The 18,993-nt window shown below is 48.5% G+C and carries 15 protein-coding genes; 3 read left to right on the forward strand and 12 right to left on the reverse strand.

From position 1 onward, the window contains the following. Window position 1 precedes the first annotated feature (1 nt). The 6 genes from guaD to xdhA are packed head-to-tail and all read right to left on the reverse strand — an operon-like array spanning window position 2 to window position 6,766. Complete coding sequence (gene guaD, locus ACXAFQ_RS04085) at window positions 2-1,318, reverse strand: guanine deaminase (protein ID WP_474818279.1); 1,317 nt, start codon at window positions 1,316-1,318, stop codon at window positions 2-4. After that, window positions 1,318-1,641 carry a hydroxyisourate hydrolase gene (uraH, locus tag ACXAFQ_RS04090; protein WP_474818281.1) on the reverse strand — a complete coding sequence of 108 codons (324 nt, stop codon included), beginning with the start codon at window positions 1,639-1,641 and terminating at the stop codon, window positions 1,318-1,320. Before uraH ends, guaD begins: the two co-directional genes overlap by 1 nt. 2 nt (window positions 1,642-1,643) lie before the next feature. After that, the gene (uraD, locus tag ACXAFQ_RS04095) at window positions 1,644-2,156 is read right to left on the reverse strand and encodes a 2-oxo-4-hydroxy-4-carboxy-5-ureidoimidazoline decarboxylase (RefSeq protein WP_474818282.1); all 513 of its coding nucleotides are present in this window, start codon (window positions 2,154-2,156) and stop codon (window positions 1,644-1,646) included. After that, window positions 2,153-2,974 carry a xanthine dehydrogenase accessory protein XdhC gene (gene xdhC / locus ACXAFQ_RS04100; RefSeq protein ID WP_474818283.1) on the reverse strand — a complete coding sequence of 274 codons (822 nt, stop codon included), beginning with the start codon at window positions 2,972-2,974 and terminating at the stop codon, window positions 2,153-2,155. Before xdhC ends, uraD begins: the two co-directional genes overlap by 4 nt. Next, on the reverse strand, window positions 2,974-5,331 hold the full coding sequence (gene xdhB, locus ACXAFQ_RS04105; protein ID WP_474818284.1) for a xanthine dehydrogenase molybdopterin binding subunit: 2,358 nt from the start codon (window positions 5,329-5,331) through the stop codon (window positions 2,974-2,976). Before xdhB ends, xdhC begins: the two co-directional genes overlap by 1 nt. Then, window positions 5,324-6,766 (reverse strand): xanthine dehydrogenase small subunit, encoded by a 1,443-nt coding sequence (gene xdhA, locus ACXAFQ_RS04110; RefSeq protein ID WP_474818285.1) that lies wholly within the window; start codon window positions 6,764-6,766, stop codon window positions 5,324-5,326. Before xdhA ends, xdhB begins: the two co-directional genes overlap by 8 nt. Window positions 6,767-7,141: 375 nt before the next feature. Between xdhA and ACXAFQ_RS04115 the strand changes: the two genes are divergently transcribed. Further along, complete coding sequence (locus ACXAFQ_RS04115) at window positions 7,142-7,795, forward strand: TetR family transcriptional regulator C-terminal domain-containing protein (RefSeq protein WP_474818286.1); 654 nt, start codon at window positions 7,142-7,144, stop codon at window positions 7,793-7,795. After that, the gene (gene puuE / locus ACXAFQ_RS04120) at window positions 7,792-8,703 is read left to right on the forward strand and encodes an allantoinase PuuE (RefSeq protein WP_474818288.1); all 912 of its coding nucleotides are present in this window, start codon (window positions 7,792-7,794) and stop codon (window positions 8,701-8,703) included. The genes ACXAFQ_RS04115 and puuE overlap by 4 nt, the downstream gene beginning before the upstream one ends. A 98-nt stretch (window positions 8,704-8,801) precedes the next feature. On the opposite strand, the gene ACXAFQ_RS04125 is transcribed toward puuE, so the two are convergent. Beyond that, on the reverse strand, window positions 8,802-10,133 hold the full coding sequence (locus ACXAFQ_RS04125; RefSeq protein WP_474818289.1) for an NCS2 family permease: 1,332 nt from the start codon (window positions 10,131-10,133) through the stop codon (window positions 8,802-8,804). Window positions 10,134-10,509: 376 nt separating this feature from the next. Here ACXAFQ_RS04125 and ACXAFQ_RS04130 point away from each other — a divergent pair, with 376 nt between their 5' ends. Next, the gene (locus ACXAFQ_RS04130) at window positions 10,510-11,523 is read left to right on the forward strand and encodes an adenosine deaminase (protein ID WP_474818290.1); all 1,014 of its coding nucleotides are present in this window, start codon (window positions 10,510-10,512) and stop codon (window positions 11,521-11,523) included. 127 nt (window positions 11,524-11,650) lie between these two features. On the opposite strand, the gene ACXAFQ_RS04135 is transcribed toward ACXAFQ_RS04130, so the two are convergent. The 5 genes from ACXAFQ_RS04135 to ACXAFQ_RS04155 form a co-directional block, all read right to left on the reverse strand. Then, window positions 11,651-12,709, reverse strand: a complete 1,059-nt coding sequence (locus ACXAFQ_RS04135) for a purine nucleoside permease (protein ID WP_474818291.1) — start codon at window positions 12,707-12,709, stop codon at window positions 11,651-11,653. A gap of 62 nt (window positions 12,710-12,771) precedes the next feature. Then, complete coding sequence (locus ACXAFQ_RS04140; RefSeq protein ID WP_474818292.1) at window positions 12,772-15,255, reverse strand: TonB-dependent siderophore receptor; 2,484 nt, start codon at window positions 15,253-15,255, stop codon at window positions 12,772-12,774. Between the two features lie 198 nt (window positions 15,256-15,453). Next, window positions 15,454-16,887, reverse strand: coding sequence for a uracil-xanthine permease family protein (locus ACXAFQ_RS04145; protein ID WP_474818293.1), 1,434 nt, complete (start codon window positions 16,885-16,887; stop codon window positions 15,454-15,456). Further along, window positions 16,884-18,254 (reverse strand): adenosine deaminase family protein, encoded by a 1,371-nt coding sequence (locus ACXAFQ_RS04150; protein ID WP_474818294.1) that lies wholly within the window; start codon window positions 18,252-18,254, stop codon window positions 16,884-16,886. Before ACXAFQ_RS04150 ends, ACXAFQ_RS04145 begins: the two co-directional genes overlap by 4 nt. 368 nt (window positions 18,255-18,622) lie before the next feature. Then, window positions 18,623-18,988 carry an AraC family ligand binding domain-containing protein gene (locus tag ACXAFQ_RS04155; protein WP_474818296.1) on the reverse strand — a complete coding sequence of 122 codons (366 nt, stop codon included), beginning with the start codon at window positions 18,986-18,988 and terminating at the stop codon, window positions 18,623-18,625. Window positions 18,989-18,993: the final 5 nt, after the last annotated feature.

Below are 18,993 nucleotides of genomic sequence, written 5' to 3' on the forward strand. Positions count from 1 at the left end.
TTTAAATCTCCTGTTTTTTGTATTGGGGTGACCCGGCAATCCAGGTTTCCACAATGGTACGATCGTCACCCAGCATACTCAGTGCAAACAGCATTTCTTCGGCTGTATCACGGTTATTCAGGCGGTGTTCGGTGAGTTCGTCAAAGGCTGGCTCTACAATAATAAAATCAGCGAAGGTGCCGGGATTCAGGTTACCAATTTCGGCGCTAAGTTTGTGCGCATGGGCTGCGCCCTGCGTCATTAGGTACAAGCCTTCAATGGGCGACAGCGCAGTTTGTTGCAGTTGACACACTTTGTAGCCTTCACCATAAGTACGAAACATATTGAAGGTGGTGCCCGCACCGACATCGGTGGCCAGTGTAACCGGCACTTTAAGCGTGCGAGCTTTATTCATATCAAACAAGCCACTGCCTAGGAACAAGTTTGAAGTGGGACAAAACGCAATCGTCGCCTTGGCGTCAGCCATGCGTTGCCATTCGCTATCGGTAAGGTGAACACAGTGACCAAATACCGCACGTTCCCTCACCAGACCATAGTGGTCGTATACATCCAGGTAACCATCCCGTTCGGGAAACAATTGCTTCACCCAGTCGATTTCTTTTTGATTTTCACTTAGGTGGGTTTGAATGAATACGTCCGGGTGTTCATTCGCCAATTTCCCCAGAGCAGTCAATTGTTCGCGACTGCTAGTTGGCGCAAAACGAGGCGTAATAGCATAAAGGTTGCGGCCCTTTCCGTGCCATCTTTCAATGAGCGCCTTGCTGTCGGCGTAGGAGGTTTCAGGCGTATCGATGAGTCCGTCTGGACAATGCTGATCCATACACACTTTACCAGTAACTATGGCCATGTTCTTGTTGCTAGCCGCTTCGAACAATGCGTCAACCGACTCGGCGTGTACGGTGGGGTACACTAATCCCGTGGTGGTGCCATTTTTAAAAAGCTGACGCAAAAACACCTCTGCCATGGCTGCGGCATATTCCCTATCGCTGAATTTCTTTTCGGTGGGAAAGGTGTAATTTTCAAGCCAACTTAACAACTGCTCGCCGTAGCACGCTAACATCTCGGTTTGCGGAAAGTGCAGGTGACTGTCAATGAGTCCTGGCATGATCCAGCGATGCTTATGATCGTGGATTACGGCTTCAGGGTAATCATCGCGGATGTCACCAAAATTACCGATAGCGAGAATTTTCTCGCCCTGAACGGCCAGACCACCATCGGCGTAGCATTGTAAATCCTGTTGAGGGGTGTCGGTAGCTTGCGGGAAATGCAGTATTTTGGCCCGGAAAAGGATTATCTTATGTTGCAACGGTTCGCTCACTAACTACCCCGGTAACTGCTAAAGCCAAATGGAGATATCAACAGTGGCACATGATAGTGGCCGCCGTCTTCGGTCATCACAAAAGTAATATCGACAAAGGGGTAGAAACTGTCTCCATGATGAGCAAGAAGATAAGCTTCACAGTGGAATCGAAGTTGATAGGTGCCCGCCGTAAAACTCACGTCGCCCCAGGTTTTGCAGCGGCCATCGTCGTCTGTTTTACCTTCTGCGGTGGTGCCATCTGGGAAGGTAAGTGTGAGCGGTAATGCACTGGCCGGTTTACCGGATGTGGTGTCGAGTACATGACTGGATAAAGAAATCATAGTTATCCTTCCGAATTCATTGCTTTGGAAATACGTAAACAGGTGATTTTTATTTGCTCTGCTGCAGCGTTTTCCATTTCTTGCGCGGTGGTATTACTTAAACGCGTCTCCAGTGCTTTCAGCATGGTTTCTGCTGATAATCCGGTAGCGCAGATAATAAAAATAAAACCATGTTTTTCACGGTAAGCCAGATTTTTCTCACGTAAGGCAAGGAGCGTGGCTTCACTGGCTTCAGCGGTGCCAGACTGTTCACCCGCGGCCAATGTGCGCGTATTGGCAAATTTGCTCCGCAAGCTGTCCAAATCGCCAATCATCGGGTGGGCGGTGAAAGCTTCCAGGTAGTCGTTTTTATCCATTCTTGACCAAACACGGTTAGCGTGGCTGAGTATCTTTTCCTCATTTTTATAGGGCCGGTCGTCGGTCATCATGGTGGCCCAGCGCTGAGCGGCACAGGTTTGGGTAAACCAGCTTTTTGCATCTTGCCAGGGCAGGGCGTTGAGTGCTTTCACGTTCATACTATCGCGGTGTCCTTGGTAATGGTTCGGTTAATTGCTTCGTCCGGGGTGTTTAAACGCGCAATAATTTGAGCGCTGATCGAAACAGCCACTTCTATAGGCTTCTTGCCGGGAATAGACAGATTGCCCACCGGCGTCACCAGCGGCTGCTGAGCGGCATCATCGAAGCCGCGATGGGCAAGACGGGTACGAAAGCGCTTGGCTTTTGTATCTGAACCAATCATGCCGACGTAAGGAAACCGTCCCGCTTTTAGAGCGGTTTCTGCCAATGTAAAATCAAGTTGGTGGTCGTGGGTGAGAATAAGCACCCAGCTGTTTGCTGGCAACAAGGCCAGTTCTCCTTGCGGCTGTTCATCGACAATCGTGGACACACCCTGCGGAATATTTATCGCACTGAAAACCGCATCACGGCTATCAATCCATCGAATGCTTAGTGGCAATTGCGCAAGAATGGGTACCAGTGCTTGCGCCACATGGCCAGCACCAAAAATTGCCAGCGTTTGGCAGTGACTGGTTTTAATTTCAAACAGCACCTTTACTGCGCCGCCGCAACACTGCCCCAGCTTGCTGGAAAGCGGATATGATTCGATATGCTGAGACGTATTGCCTTCTGCAAGGAAAGCGCGAGCTTTGTTCACCACATCAAACTCCAGATGACCGCCGCCGATAGTGTCGTATTGACTGTCACCGGTGATCACCATTTTAGCGCCTTGTTCCCGAGGGACGGAGCCCGCCGCGCTAAGCACGGTAACTAATACATAGGCTTCGCTATGTTGATGGCAATAACCAATGGCATCAAACCACGTACGAGGGCGCATCACGCTGCATCACTCCCGCTCTTTGCCTGCATCGCCATGACTGCATCCAGCACTTTCTCAGGCGTGGCAGGGGTAGGCAGATAAGGATCGGTTTGGTAGTCATCGAGGCTGGCAATCGCATCTTTAAGTGCACACCATACCGATATCGCCAGCATGAATGGGGGTTCACCCACCGCTTTAGAGTGGTAAATGCTGTCTTCATCGTTGGGGCGACGATACAGGTTCACGTTCATCTCTGCAGGGGTATCGCCAATAGCAGGAATTTTATAGGTAGCCATGTTGTTGGAGGTAAGACGGCCGTGGCCGTCCCACTTCAGTTCTTCACTGGTGAGCCAACCCATGCCCTGTATAAAGCCGCCCTCAATCTGGCCAACATCAATAGCCGGATTAAGACTGGCTCCTACATCGTGCAGAATATCCACCTTTTCTACTTTGTATTCCCCTGTGAGGGTATCTATTGACACCTCTGAGGCCGCAACGCCATAAGCGAAGTAAAAGAAGGGGCGGCCGGTGCCGGTTTCACGGTCGTAGTAGATTTTCGGCGTTCGATAGTAACCAGTGCTCGACAGTGAAATGCGTCCCAGATACGCCGCTTGGATCAGCGCTGGGAAGTCGATAGTGTGTTCGCCAATGGTCAGCTGATAATTTTCGAACTTCGCGCCTTCTGGCGACACGCCACACTCCGCCGCCCAGAAGTCAATTAAACGTTCTTTCAACGTAATACAGGCATTTTGTACGGCTTTACCGTTCAAGTCGGTGCCCGAAGATGCGGCTGTGGGCGAGGTATTAGGCACCTTGTCTGTGCGGGTAGAGGTAACTTCGATGTCAGCAGTATCGACACCGAATTCATGGGCGGCAATTTGGGCGATTTTCGTATGCAAACCCTGACCCATTTCTGTGCCACCGTGATTCACCTGAATACTGCCGTCGGTATAAATATGAACTAATGCACCGGCCTGGTTAAGGTGTTTGGCAGTAAACGAAATGCCAAATTTAACCGGTGTCATCGCTAAGCCTTTTTTGATGACAGGGCTGGATTTATTGAAGGCGGTTATCGCTTCACGGCGCTGCCAGTAATCCGCGCTGGCCTCTAATTTACTGATCATGTCGGGTAGCAGATTAAAACCCACATCCATGCCATAAGGGGTAGTATTGCCGGTGGTTTCTCCGTATAAATTGCGCTTACGGATGGTCAGTGGATCTTCGCCTAGCTTACGGGCGATGCCGTCCATCATGGCTTCCGCGACGATCATGCCCTGAGGGCCACCGAATCCGCGGTAAGCTGTGTGAGAAACATAGGACGTTTTTAGACGGTGGCCGACAACATGGCTGTCGCCAAGAAAATAACCGTTATCCACATGAAACATGGCGCGATCGACAATGGCGTCAGATAAATCTGCACTGTAGCCACAGTTTCCGTTTACGGTGATGTCTGCGCCCTGAATTATGCCGTTTTCATCAAACCCAATTCGCCAGTTATTTTCAAATGGGTGACGCTTGCCGGTGACCGACATATCTAAAGAGCGGGGCAAACGACACTTCACTGCCAAACCATTACGTTGCGCCAAAACGGCGGCAATACAGGCCCATTGCGCTGCCTGGCTTTCTTTACCGCCAAAGCCGCCTCCCATGCGTCGCATGTCAACGGTAACGCGGTGTAGCTTTGTACCTAATACCTCTGCCACCAGTTTCTGTACTTCGCTGGGGTGCTGGCTTGAGGTGTAAATCATCATGCGATCTTCTTCTTCAGGAATCGCCATGGACACCTGACCTTCGAGATACATGTGTTCCTGACCGCCAACAAATAAAGAACCTGATAGCTGATGAGCTGCCCCGCTAACCGTTTTAATGGCACTTTCATTGCCAATAACATGGGTAGGACGCACAAAGGACTGCTTCGCCAATGCGTCACCGACAGTGAGGGTAGGAGAGCCATCGCTAACCGTAATAACACCTTTTGCAGCTGCTGAGCGTGCTTGTTCCGTGGTGCTTGCCAATACCGCATAAACAGGCTGGCTATAAAACAAAATCTCTTCATCAGCCAGTATCGGGTCGCCATCAAAAACGGGCGCGATATCGGTATGACCGGGAATGTCGCGGATGGTGATAACGTCAATAACCCCGTCACTGTCGCGCACAGCGTCAAGATTGATAGATACAATCCTACCGGCAGCACATTCGCTCGTGCCAAGCGCGACATAGCCAATATTGGCGGGTTCTGGCATATCGTCGACATAACGCGCTTGCCCGCTAACCTGACGAACCGCACTTTCGTGTGACTTATCTTTCCCAAGGGGACTATTTTGCTGACGGGTTGGATGGTCGATACCGGGTAAGGTTTGGACAAGTTTACGCATGGGTCACCACCCGTGTTTCAATAGCGTTGTTAGCTTGGTTTTCTAGCCAGAATCGATGCCACAAATTCCCTAAAACCTGTTTTCGGTAGGCGGCGGTTGCGCGAACATCATCGATGGGGCTGAACGCGTCGGTGAGAATTTGCTTACCGGTTGTCTTGCATGCAGCGTCCTGCCAGTTTTGGTTGGTTAACGCCTGTTCTAACGGCGCACAATGTACAGGGGTGGCTGCCACTCCACCAAAGCCTGTGCTTACCTTCGATACCACACCATCTTCAATTACAACGTTAAAAACCGCCAGTACCGCAGAAATATCATCTTCCATGCGCTTAGAAATTTTATAGGCGGCTAAATGCTGGTTGGCTACGGGCAATGGGAAAGTGACTCGGTTAATCCATTCGCCTGCTTTGAGCGCAGTTTTCCGGTAACCGAGGAAAAAATCCTTCGCAGCAATCATGCGCTCGGCGTTGCCATCATCGACAATGATTTGCGCGTTTAATGCTAGCAACAGCGGTGGCGTATCCCCGATAGGCGAGGCGTTAGCCACGTTGCCGCCCAAGGTCGCTTGATTACGCACTGGCAGCGATGCAAACCGGGTGAACAATTCCTTCAGTGATGGATAAAACTGAATGAGAGTTTCCATTGCCTGGCTTAGCGGCACCGCGGCACCGATATGAATGCCCTGGTCATCGGAAGCAATGGTTTTAAGCGCTGCCATTTGCGAAAGACTAATCAGGCATTCGAAATGGATATTCTTCTGCGTAATTTCTAATGCCAGATCGGTGCTGCCGGCCACGAGAGGTGCATCAGGGTTTGCAGCAATGGCGGCTTTTAGGGCTACGCGGGTAGCAGGCATGAGTAATTTTGCGTTAACCGCCGGAGTGCTTTGCTGCGCTAACGCAGCCAGCTTTTCCAATGTTTGCGATTGTTGGGCATCAAATTTGTCGTCGGTTTTATCTGCACACGCCGATAGCGCAGCATCAATAATGGGCCGATAGCCCGTACACCGGCAAAGGTTACCCGAAAGGGCATCAACGACCTCTTCCCGATGAGGGTTACTCGCATTGTGATAAAGGGCGAATGCTGACATAACGAAACCCGGCGTACAGAAGCCGCACTGGGAACCATGATGCTCGACCATTGAGGCCTGAACCGGGTGCAGTGCTTGTTTGTCGGCAAGATCCTCAACAGTGATAAGTTGTTTACCCTGCAAAGACGAGAGCAGAGCAATACAGCTATTTATCGTAGTGTAGGACAGTGAGTTCCCTTCATCGTTTGGTGCTGCAACAACCACTGTGCAGGCACCGCAATCACCAGCAGCGCACCCTTCTTTAGTACCGGTTTTACGCTGACGTTCCCTTAAGAAACGCAACACAGTCATATTTGGGTCGTTGACCTGTAGTTCGACAGGTTCATTGTTCAACAGAAAACGGACCATACCGAACTCCATGTATTTTTAAAATCGCTTGAACGCATTACTATATCTGCATTTTATAATTAAAAGTAGACCATTTGGTCAAATATTTATGGTAAAAAAAGGTCATATCTAGCATTACGTTTCATTACGGTGCAATTGCACCATAAAGTGCACTTTAATGATGCGCCGACACGCAATTTTTTGGATTTGCCGACGTTAGAACTGGACCTAATAGCTAGTCTGACCATTTGGTCTAGAGTACTGCAAGATTTGTGCACAGCGGGGTTTGCGGCCTGTGGCCCGATCAGGCGTAAAAAAATCCCATCAAATCTGGTAACTGTGGCACTATGACTGAATAGTCAGGTTTGACCGAATTAACAGGAATCGTAAGTTGTCATGAGTCAAGCAACTAAAGTGGATGCCAGTGTAGGAGCCCGAAATCGTGCAATTATCCTCACTGCCGCCGAAAAAGCATTTGCAGCACAAGGCTTCAAAGGCACATCTGTACAACAAGTCGCAGATCAGGCCGGTTTGCCCAAAACCAATGTGCTGTATTACTTCAAAACAAAGCAAGAACTCTATCTCGCAGTATTAAAGGAAACCATGACGCTGTGGAACTCCAGTTTCGACCGCGCCACGGTAAATGATGATCCGGCCGAGATGTTAGCCGACTACATCGCTGAAAAAATGGAGTTATCTCGAACCAATCCCTTAGCCTCTAAAATTTTTGCTATGGAAATCATTAATGGTGCGCCGAACCTGAATAACTACTTCGATGAAGAGCACAGCGAGTGGATGAAAGGTCGAGTTTCTATTATCAATAGCTGGATCTCGTCAGGAAAAATGCAGCCTATCGATCCGCATTACCTGCTTTTCAATATTTGGGCAAGTACGCAGCATTATGCGGATTTTTCTATTCAAATTACGCGACTTCGCGGCGCAAAGATGAAAAAAGCAGATTTCGCAGAAGCAACAAAACACCTGGTTACGCTGACATTAAATGGCTGCGGCTTGGACGTACCCGAAAAATACAGGATTGAAACACGATGAGTGAAGAGGCGACCCGTTACCCCCGGGATTTAATTGGTTATGGCGCAAACCCGCCCAATCCGAAATGGCCGGGAAATGCACGTATTGCCCTGCAATTTGTAGTGAACTACGAAGAAGGTGGCGAAAATTGCGTGTTGCACGGCGATACCCATTCAGAGATTTTTCTTTCTGAAATTGTTGGCGCACAACCTTATCCTGATCGCCATCTCAGCATGGAATCGTTGTACGAATATGGCAGTCGTGCGGGCTTTTGGCGATTGCATCGCTTACTTACCGAGAAAAATATACCGGTCACGGTGTTTGGCGTGACCATGGCGATGGAACGCCACCCTGAAGCGCTAAAAGCCATGATAGAGGCCGACTGGGAAATTGCCAGCCATGCCATGCGCTGGATTCATTTTCAGGATATGGATATCGACACCGAGCGGCAACAAATCGAAGACGCTGTTAAATTGCATCAAAAGCTCACCGGAAAAAAACCTGCAGGTTGGTATACCGGCCGCACCAGCCCGAATACACTGAAGCTCATTGCTGAACGGGATGATATTCTTTACTGCGCCGATTCCTACGCAGATGATTTGCCGTATTACGACACCCAGAATGGGCAGCCGTTACTCATGGTGCCCTACACGCTGGATACCAATGACATGCGGTTTGCTACCCCTCAGGGCTTCAATAGCGGGGAACAGTTCTTTCAGTATTTGAAAGACGCGTTTGATGTGCTTTATGAGGAAGGCGCGACGGCCCCTAAGATGCTGTCGATTGGCTTGCACTGCCGAATTATAGGCCGTCCAGCTCGACTGGCCGCACTGAAACGTTTTATTGAATATGTGCAAAGCCATGACAAAGTTTGGTTGGCTACCCGAGAGGAAATTGCTTTACATTGGAAAGCGCATTTTCCGCTTTAAAATAGCGTAAGTGGAATGCATGACATGCGTCGTTTATGTAACAGATAAACCAAAGGCCTCACATTGAGGCCTTTTTATTAGGTTCGTATGGTTGGCGGCTACTTGAGGTCGAAGATGTAACGCAGCAGGAAAACCAACGCCAATGCCCAAGTAATTTTACTCACTTGCTTAGCCCGGCCACTGCCAGCCATGGTGACTACATAAGTGATAAAACCAAGGGCGATACCTTCAGAAATACTGAACGTTAAAGGCATGGCTAACAAGGCCACCGATGCTGTTGCCAACGCGCCTAAATCGTCAAAATCCAGCTGGCGAATAGAATCCATCATCAAAATACCCACCATGATCAGCGCTGGTGTTGTGGCCATTAACGGAATCACTTTCATTAATGGTGTAAGAAACAAGGCCAGTACAAAACACAGCGCGGTAACTACCGCTGTCAAACCCGTGCGACCGCCTGCGGATACCCCAGCAGCAGACTCAACGTAACTGGTTACCGGTGAGGTGCCGAGCGCTGCACCAACGACACTGGCAGACGCGTCAGCGGTCATTGCGGGCCCAATTTTCGGAAGCTTGTCTTCTTTGTCGAGCAGGTTGGCACGACGCGAAACGCCTATTAATGTACCAATGGTGTCGAACATGTTTACGAACATCAGCGCAAAAATCAGATCCCAGGTCTCATTAAATTGTTCGATGGGATACCAGATATCCATTGCAAAAAAAGTGTCATCGATAGGATCGGGCATACCAAAAATAGCATCAGGATGGGTGGTAAGATAACCATTCTCCGTTGGAATAAATGCACCAATAATCGACAAAATGACAATCGACAGTAAGATGCCGCCAGTAATGTTTCGCATTACCACTACAATGGTGAGCAAAATACCGGCGAACGCTAGCATGACTGCGGGATCGGATAAATCGCCCAGGCTCACAAACGTTGCGGGGTTATCGACGACCAGGCCCGCATTTTTTAAGCCGATAAAGGCAATGAACAAACCGATGCCGCATTGCACACCCACCTTCAGTGAAGGAGGAACGGCTTCAGCGACCTTGGTTCGCACACCGGTAAGCGTAAGCAACAAAAACAAGATGCCGTTCCAGAATACAATACCCAGCGCAGCCTCCCAGGGGACTTCCCGACCCATACAAATACTGAAAGTAAAAAATGCGTTGAGGCCCATACCGGGCGCGAGTGCGATGGGGTAATTCGTCATCGCAGCCATCAATAAACTGCCTAAGCAAGCGGCAAGGGCGGTGACGGTGATGAGTCCGGCAACGGGCATGCCGCTGAGTCCGAGGATGCCAGGGTTGACTACCAGAATATAAGACATGGCGGCAAAGGTGGTTAAGCCGGCAATCACTTCCGTTTTAACGGTAGTTCCATGGGACTGTAATTTGAACAGCCTGTCCAGAAATGTGCTTGTCATGAGATTTCTCTGATTTTTATCGTTATTACTGCGGCTGGTTGTGCAAATTCCTGACCATTTAGTCAAAAATGGTTTAAATTATGCTTTCTTTTCAGCTCTGTATCAGCTGATGAAGTTCGGCCTGTTGATTTCACTGAATAATATTAAGTGTTCACAAGAAAACCTTGATAAATTTCATCAACTTGTTGCGCGAGATTGTAACAAATTTCGGGGCAAAAAAGGCATGTAAAGTCCCCAGTCTCACCATTAAGAAGCACAATGTGATGCGCTTTGTGTTATTTTGGTGCAAGAGAAATAGATAACAAACACGCCTTCATTACGAGGCTATGCGGAATTAATCCATGTCAGGTTGGGTCCGCGACGAGGAAACAGTGTTATGTCGCTAAAACATCTGATAAGTGCTTTACCAAAAGCCGAACTACATCTTCATATCGAAGGCTCATTGTCGCCACAGCTCATGTGGGAGCTGGCGCAAAAACATCGTATTTCGCTGCCGTATCATTCCGTTGAGGAAATTGAAAAGGCCTACAACTTTTCTGACTTACAGAGTTTTTTAGATTTGTATTATGCCGGCGCGGACGTCCTTCGCGACGAAGACGATTTTTATCAATTGATGATGGCTTATTTACAGCGGTGCCATCAGGAAAATGTGGTTCACACAGAAATCATGTTCGATCCGCAAACCCATACAGATCGAGGCGTACCGTTTTCTACGTTTATGAAAGGGTTTTTAAAAGCGATTCAGGTTGCTGAGAGTGAGTACGGAATAAGTGTGAAACTTATCATGTCATTCCTACGCCATTTAAGTGAAGCGCAGGCCCTACAAACCCTACAGGACGCCGAGCCCTGGTACGATGTTATTGATGCCGTCGGGTTAGACAGTTCTGAATTGGGACACCCACCAGAAAAATTCGAGCGTGTATTTGCGGAAGCCAGAAACTTAGGGTTTAAGGTGGTTGCTCATGCAGGTGAAGAAGGGCCGCCCGATTACATTTGGCAGGCTATTAATCTGTTAAGTGTAGATCGAATCGACCATGGTGTTCGGTGTCAGGAAGATGAAGAGCTCATGGAATTAATTAAGCATCGTCAAATCCCGCTTACTGTGTGCCCGCTGAGCAACTTAAAGCTGTGCGTGATAGACGATATGACCCAGCACAATATCCTCAAGCTGCTGGATGCAGGTTTGTTGGTTACGGTGAATTCTGACGATCCAACGTATTTCGGCGGATTTTTGAATGAAAATTTTGAAGCGCTGGATGTTGCTTTAGGAATGACGGAATCACAGTGTCGACAACTGGCGAAAAACAGTTTTACCGCGAGTTTCCTGTCTGATGAAGAAAAACAAAAGTGGATTGAAAAGGTGGATGCTGTCGCGTGTAAACACGTCTGAGGGCTGAATCCGCCCGCTGCGTAAGTCGATGTTGATAATATCTCTGCCACAACGTTAAAAAACGCCGCTGAAAGTGCTGTCTTTCAGCGGCGTTTTAGTATGGTATCTGTGGTCAGTAGCGACCCGGTTACTCCGGTGTCTGGGTCTGGTATTTATCCCAATTTTTAATCAACTCGTTTACTACCGTACTACCAACAAGATAAGCCGCTTCTAACGACGGTACCATGGCAGCGTATCCACCGTTTTCACGCTCCATCGCCAGATTTTCAGCAGCGGTAAGGCCTTCTGGCTGCATAGTAAAGTTACTTGCCGTTCGAAGCACCATAAAGCGATTTTTGTCTGCTTTTCCTGCACGATCGAGATAAATCATCGATTGATAGCTGCCAGTGTCTTCCATGCCAGAAGTCATAAAGTTACCTTCACCTTTGGTCCACAGCGATACCCAGTCATTGGCCCAGTCGTTCAGCAGCTTGCCGTGCCAGAACGTGGAAGCCGCAAGGTGATCGCCAATCATGACTTTGGGCATGCTTTGCGCATTAGGATAATTTTTGTAGCGAGCGCGCAGTTCATCCATGGCGTCGGTATTCATCAACTTCAGCGATTTGGTGAGGTTGTACGCCCACTCACTTAAGTCAGTATTCAGTTTGTACATTTCGCCGTTAACAGCAGGGCGGCCTGCATCGGTTTGCGGACCATTAGCGAACAGTGGGAAGTAGCCGGTAGGCCAGCTTTCTGGTATTTCCCGCGCATCAATTTCGTGTGCAAGGTCGCCGTCGACCAGGTGACGGGTCCAAACGGCGGAACCAATGGTGCCGTCTTGGGGATCCATGCCCGCAATACCGGCTACCAGCCAGTAGGCTTGCGTTAAATCGAAGCGAGGATCGAGTCCCAGCGCCATGATGGCAGAGGATGCCCGTGCCGTGCCCATGCCTGTAACAATGGCAAGCACGCCTTTATCTTCGTTAGCGTAGATGTCATGAAAAGATTGCGGAAACGGATAGTGTGTATCAAGGCCGTAGCGTTCCTTCCACATTTGAAATTCACCGGCTTTATCGCCTTCATCTTCGCCAATTTCAAACATCGTAACAACAACGGCTTTCACTTTTAATGGGGCGTTTGCTGCATGACTGAAAGGCGATGCCTGCAACAGGAAAAGACCCGCCAAACCCAATAACAATTGCTTCAAAATACTCTCCTGAAATAAAAACGGCATGCGATTGCATGCCGTATAGAATAACAACAAGGGCCTTAGAACTTATAGCCAAACTTGATGTTGAAGTGACGAGGCAGTTCAGGCAGTACTATCTGGCCACCGAAGAGGTCAGGGAAGTTTGCACGGAAATAGCGCTCATCTGTCAGGTTTTTCACTGTTAAGTTAACATCGAAATTTTCTGACTGATATGAAATACCGGCGTTAACCAGCGTGTACGCTGGAAGCGTTACCGCACCAGAGAAACCAGATTTGGTGGAGTCAGCATCAATTACGCTAACGCTGCTGGCGAAACCGTTCTGGAAATCATAGGTGGCTGTCAAAGAGTAAATGTTCTCAGGCACGCCCGCCTTGATTGCGCCAGGGTTGCTGCTGCCAGCGCCTACAGCGAAGTTACCAATTGGTAAACCACCGTAGATAGCAGAAGGATCTTCCAGATCAGGGAAGTCTTCAGCACCGAGGAAACCAAATTGGAAGCCGTTATCCAATGCCGTGATGTTGGTCACTTCGGTATTAGAGTAACCGGCGGTGACAACCAGGCTTTCGTTTACTACCCAACGCAGCTCAAACTCAGTACCTTCTGTTTTAGTGGTGTTGTTTGTGATCACCATCTGAGAGTTGAGGTCGGTACGTTCCTGCTCGTAAATAGACAGCGCGAAGTACAGGGTATCTTCAAGGAATGAACCTTTCACACCATATTCAACCAATTCAGAGGTATCCATGGCCGCACCAGACTCGATGTTCGATGTCCAGATCTCAGCGCCTTGACCGGCAACCAGGGTTGTCTGGTCGGCAACGGTCACGTAAGGAATCAAACCAAATGGCGTGTTATAGGAAATACTCGCATTCCATGATGTGCCATCCAGTGTGTTTGATGCCTGAACCGGCGCAGTCACGTCGCCTTCGCCACCAAATCCAAGAATCGACTGGCCGTCTTCAGACAAGCTGATAAACGAGTTAGAACCGTTACCGAACAGCAATTTGTCTACAGGAATACGGCTTTCCAGGTCGACACTGTCGTAACGTGCACCAAGGACAACATTAAGACCCCAATCCCAGGTTAAATCGGTCATTACCGCGAAACCTAAATCGAGGTAGTTACCGATGTAGTAATCGGTATAGTCGGAATCGGTGCGGGTAGACAGTAAACGTCTGTCCAGCGCCGTTGATGGCATGGTCAGATCGCGACGGTCGAAGAATTCATGGTGGAAATCGTCGCCGTGTTCAAAGTCGGTGTAACGCAGGGAAGGCGAAACCTGTACCTGAGCGTACAATGAATCGAACTCGTAATCTGCACTGAATACCAGTTTGTCTTCTACAACCCAGCTATCGTGGAACTGTGAAAAACCATAGGCGTTTTCGTTGATGTTCTCATACGCTTCATAGAACAACTGGTTTTTAACTTCCCAGTTAGCATCTGAGTAATAGATCACGTCGAAATAAAGCGTGGTTACTTCGTTTTCCAGGCGGTCATCAGCAGCAACCAGAACCTGATTTCCAGAAAGCTGCGCAGTACCAGGGTTATCCAGTTGCATCAAATCATCGAAGTCAGCCGCCGTCATGCCTGCAGGGCTCGGGAAGATGAATGGGTTAATTAACCCTTCAACCGCATCATATTCCTGGTGAGAAATAGAGCCATCGCCATCGGTATCGATGTTTTTCGCGGTACCGGTGATATAAGTGCCATTGTCGATGAGATCTTGTGTCAGTCGGTTCCAGCCAGCAACCTGGTTACCTGCATAGTCGTGGTACATACCACCAAACTGAACATTGATGTTATCGCTTACGTCTACATCGAATGCAGCCTGGACAATGGTTTGGTCAGTTTGGGTGTTATCGTAGTAGCTATCGGAGTTCTCGATTTCACCGTACAGGTAGTAACCCATGTCTTTACCTGCCAGGGTTGCAGGTCCGCCAACTTCAGCGGTCAGTACGCTTTTATCCCAGCTACCCATGGTGTAAGACATTGCACCTGTTGGTTCGTCAATGTATTTACCGCGACCAACCGCAGCCGACTTAGGATTGAAGTTCAGATAACCACCAATTTTTGCCGGGCCATAAATCGGCGATGCCGGACCACGAACAATATCGATGCGGCTTGAAGCACCGATTGGTGTTGGGTAGTTACCTGGGTTATCAAGGCGCTTAACGCCACGGAAGTAAGCTTCACCAGGATTACCACGAATATCCAAAGAACCGGCTACGCCAAAGAAAGACTGAGTGAATGTACCAGGCGCAAATGCCACCAGCTCGTCAATATCAGATACGTTAAAACGTTCCATTTGCTCATCGGAGATAGTGGATGCAGAACGTGGTGTTTCCAGGATAGATTTACCAAAACCAAATACGGCTTCAACATCCTGACCCGGTAAGCTGCCTAGTGACCCCGTAACTTCGATTTTTTCGACGTCTTCGTCGCTAGGAGGGGTAGCTTCCTGTGCGAAGGCAGAAGCTGGTGCCAGTGCCAGACCAAATACAATGGCTCTGGTTAACGGCGATACCGCAAATTGGGTGTGTTTCATGATTTTCCTCTGTTTTAAGTTAACTGCCTCTGACGGGCGGCTTACAAATGCCGAACATGACGTAGCACGTTAGATGCCAAAATGTTGTCCAATTGGTCAGGATTAAAATCTTCTGTAAATCTATGATTTACAATATTTAAATTTGTTTACAGAAAAAATTAAGAGAACTAACGTGCGAAACTTTGCTGTTAAAATGGACTAACTTGCACTCTCGTGGTGCGAAAGGCGCGTATTCTGCACTAAATCAGGAGGGGATTTCTTTTGTTCTTTTGGGGAATTGTTCTGCGTGTTGAGATCTGGTAAATGCACCTGCTTAGGCAACGTCATATCGAGAAATACCGCTGTCAGGCCAGACAGTGTGACCGGAGAAGCGATGATGTTACCCAGCCACTGCGGAAAACCCAGGGTCATCTCCGGTACCATCATCACGCCCATGCCTAATCCCAGTGCTGAGGCAGTGATTAAGCTAGTACGGCGATCGAAGTTCTGTTGCATAAGAATTTTTAGACCACCCACTGCCACCATAGCAAACATAACAAGGGTTGCACCGCCAAGTACGGCTTTAGGGATAGCCTGAAGAATGCCACCGATTATAGGGAAGATGCCAAAAAGTACGTAAAAGCCACCAATCGCAATACCCACTCGTCGACTTGCAATACCGGTTAGCTGAATCACACCGTTGTTCTGTCCAAAGGTAGTATTGGGAAACGTGTTGAAGCAAGCGGCTAAAACAGAATTAATACCGTCGCCCAGAATACCGCCTTTAATGCGCTTTAGATAAACTGGCCCGGTAATGGGCTGATTGCAGAACACGCTATTGGCAGTAAGGTCGCCTGCGGTTTCCAGGGCACTGAACAGGTAAATTAACGCCAATGGCAGGAACAATGCAAAATCGAAGTCGATACCGTATTTAAACGGTGTAGGAATGGCCAGAACCGGTAGGGATGACAAGTGCGCAAACGACACGTTACCGAAACTCCACGCGCAAAGAGTACCCAGCGCCATACCGATAAAAATTGCGCTCAGTCGAACCCATAGATTATTCGAAGCGTTCAGAAAAATAATCACAAAGAGGACAGATAAACCCAAACCCACATGATTCAACTGGCCAAAGTCTACGCTTCCAAAGCCGCCGTTAAGATCGGTCATACCTACTTTTATCAGCGACAATCCAATGGAGGTAATAACAATACCGGTGATAACCGGGTTAAGCAGTCGTGTGAGTTTGTGGATGAAAAAGCTAAGTACCACTTCAACCATGGCCCCTGCCATGGTGATGCCAAGTAATAACGCCATCACGTCGTCGTCGGAACCGCCACGTTGACGCACGGTAATACCGGCCAGAATGAGTGCGCTAACAAATGCAAAACTGGTGCCCTGAACCGCAACCAGGCCGCTACCAATACGGCCGAAAGATTTTGTCTGAATGATGGTGCCAATGCCTGAAACAAACAGCGCCATACTGACGAGGAAAGGAATATGTGCGTGTAAATCTAACGCGGCTGCGATAATGAGGGTGGGCGTGATGACACCCACAAAACTGGCAAGGACATGTTGAAAAGCCGCCGTTACCGTTTTGATAGCGGCGGGCCTGTCTTCAAGGCCGTAAAGCAATTCATGGTTGTCACTCATTCCGTCTTCCTTGTGGTGTTGCAGACTGCCGGCTTAAAGCGACAGATAAATTGATGAGGTGCCTGGTAATCTGGTAGTGCTTGCTTCTTCAGCCTTGCTTCAGCAAAACGATCCAGTGCGGCATTGAGTTTTGAAAGCTCATCGGCTTTTTCTGCTCCAGGTAAAAAACTGTGAGAAATTGAATTGGTGATCACTGTGCGCAACTCATTCCATGACAGATTGAATTCAGACACGGCAACAAAAAACTCATCACTTAGGGTGGAATCCCACATCCCCCGATCATCGGTAGACAGGGCTACTGGGATCCCTAATCGTAGATATTCACCGAAAGGGTGGTTGGCATAGTCGTCCACGTATTCCAGTAACAGATTCGAAATAAGATTAATCTCAATCAGATAAGGGCCGTGGCGCATGAGCAATAAAGTATCCGGATCGGTGATGGTATTAAGGCCATGGCCAATACGGTCTGCCCCCATCAACAGGGTATCGCGTACATGCTGATTCGGTTCGTCTACTTCACCAGCATGAATAGACAGAGGAACGCCAGGCAGGTTTCGGCGCAACTCGCGAAAAACAGGCAAGAAGCGACGAGGGTAACCTTTGTCGTTATCTTCACGACCAACAAGGTTAATGCCCACATAGTGCTCGCGGTGCGCATCTACAAAGGCATAGCGGTCTTTCAGTAGTTCTTCTACATTAGGCAGGAAGCGCACTAAAGCATATTGAAATTTCACTGTTACGCCGCTTTCTTCGCCGCGTTCACTGTGAATGGCGGCATCTAAAATTGCCAGCGCTTCTTCTGGGACCATCACGGTACCGTCTGGGTTCAGCATGCCATGAACCCCAGTTTGGGTTTCAAAATACTGTACGTTCTCGGCGGCGTAAGCCTGCATGTTTTTAATCAGCAACTCGCCGAGAATGGTGGGATTGCGAAACAGTTCGTTTAGCCGTTGCCAGTGTGTTTGAAAAAATGCGTCACGACCTTCGCTTGGTCGGTCAAGGCGAATGCTGTCAAGCCAGGCCTGTTTCTCTTCTTCCGTTAGCGACGTCAGCTTCTTGTAGCCTTTCTTTTCGCAAGATGACAGCGCATCGTAAGACGTTTTCTGTAGATTTTTAAAAAGCAAATAGGGCGCGGATAGTGCGAACGGATCAGCATCGTAGCCATCGCATAGCGTGAGGGCAGTGCGGGTATAGTATTCATAACCGCCATTCAACGCAGGCGATGTGGCCAAATCCCACCACCATTCACTGTACGCAGAACCAGAAAGATGGTGATGCAAATCGCCCCCTTTCGGCAGGGCATGAACGAACTGATATAACTCCTGTTCGGTGGCTTGTTGTTTGAAGTCGCGGAACCAGGTCGACATAGAAGAATCGACGCTAGGTTCAGAAGCAAAAACAGCTGTAACAGAAGAAAATAATAAAGTGGTAGAAATTAAAACAGAACGGAAAAACACGTGTGCAAATACTCTTAGTAAAATGGAACAGGGATCTGCGGGTCATTATTGCAAATTATTCTGCAAATTGTTGACCACTTGGTCATGTGTGCTGTGACATTTTTATTGCACTGATATGCAACGAGTTTTTGCCGTTGATGGTGAGAGAGTATGGATTAGATTAAATGGCAGTTAACTCGATTGCACCCAAATGGTGAAAGGCTTCACCAATTGGGCGAGTTTGCCGCTATATAGACTTTACGAAACGTTGAAACGTTAACCTTGTTTATTGCTTAATCTTAGAACGAGACGTGCTCTGGCAGAGTAACAATAATGGAGTGGCGAACTTCGTTATACATGGCACGACTGCAGTGGCCTTCACCCTCGGTATCTTCTAAAAGCAAAACATCACCTGCGCCGAAGACTCGCCGTTCGCCATTAGAAACTTTAAATTCAGCGCGGCCTTTAATGATAAACAAAAGTTGCCTTGCGGGGGCGGGATGCCATTTAAAGTCGTAGTCTGCCGGTGTTTCCCTAAAAATCACGGTGCCTGCGTCAAAACGTTCTGATAATAGACCAATCGGACCGCCATCTTGCAAGGGAATATCCACTTCGCCAAAGTGACTTTTTCCTTCATCGTCATTGTAAATACGCGAAATAAGCATAGTAA

This window comes from Alteromonas sp. ABH2_165, assembly GCF_056159945.1.

Bases quoted from the DNA above. Each gene is read 5' to 3' on its own strand.
- ACXAFQ_RS04145 (WP_474818293.1), bottom strand. From the start codon at position 16,887: ATGAGTGACAACCATGAATTGCTTTACGGCCTTGAAGACAGGCCCGCC.
- ACXAFQ_RS04140 (WP_474818292.1), bottom strand. From the start codon at position 15,255: ATGAAACACACCCAATTTGCGGTATCGCCGTTAACCAGAGCCATTGTA.
- uraD (WP_474818282.1), bottom strand. From the start codon at position 2,156: ATGAACGTGAAAGCACTCAACGCCCTGCCCTGGCAAGATGCAAAAAGC.
- xdhA (WP_474818285.1), bottom strand. From the start codon at position 6,766: ATGGTCCGTTTTCTGTTGAACAATGAACCTGTCGAACTACAGGTCAAC.
- uraH (WP_474818281.1), bottom strand. From the start codon at position 1,641: ATGATTTCTTTATCCAGTCATGTACTCGACACCACATCCGGTAAACCG.
- ACXAFQ_RS04150 (WP_474818294.1), bottom strand. From the start codon at position 18,254: ATGTCGACCTGGTTCCGCGACTTCAAACAACAAGCCACCGAACAGGAG.
- ACXAFQ_RS04125 (WP_474818289.1), bottom strand. From the start codon at position 10,133: ATGACAAGCACATTTCTGGACAGGCTGTTCAAATTACAGTCCCATGGA.
- puuE (WP_474818288.1), top strand. From the start codon at position 7,792: ATGAGTGAAGAGGCGACCCGTTACCCCCGGGATTTAATTGGTTATGGC.
- ACXAFQ_RS04130 (WP_474818290.1), top strand. From the start codon at position 10,510: ATGTCGCTAAAACATCTGATAAGTGCTTTACCAAAAGCCGAACTACAT.
- xdhB (WP_474818284.1), bottom strand. From the start codon at position 5,331: ATGCGTAAACTTGTCCAAACCTTACCCGGTATCGACCATCCAACCCGT.
- ACXAFQ_RS04155 (WP_474818296.1), bottom strand. From the start codon at position 18,988: ATGCTTATTTCGCGTATTTACAATGACGATGAAGGAAAAAGTCACTTT.
- ACXAFQ_RS04115 (WP_474818286.1), top strand. From the start codon at position 7,142: ATGAGTCAAGCAACTAAAGTGGATGCCAGTGTAGGAGCCCGAAATCGT.
- xdhC (WP_474818283.1), bottom strand. From the start codon at position 2,974: ATGCGCCCTCGTACGTGGTTTGATGCCATTGGTTATTGCCATCAACAT.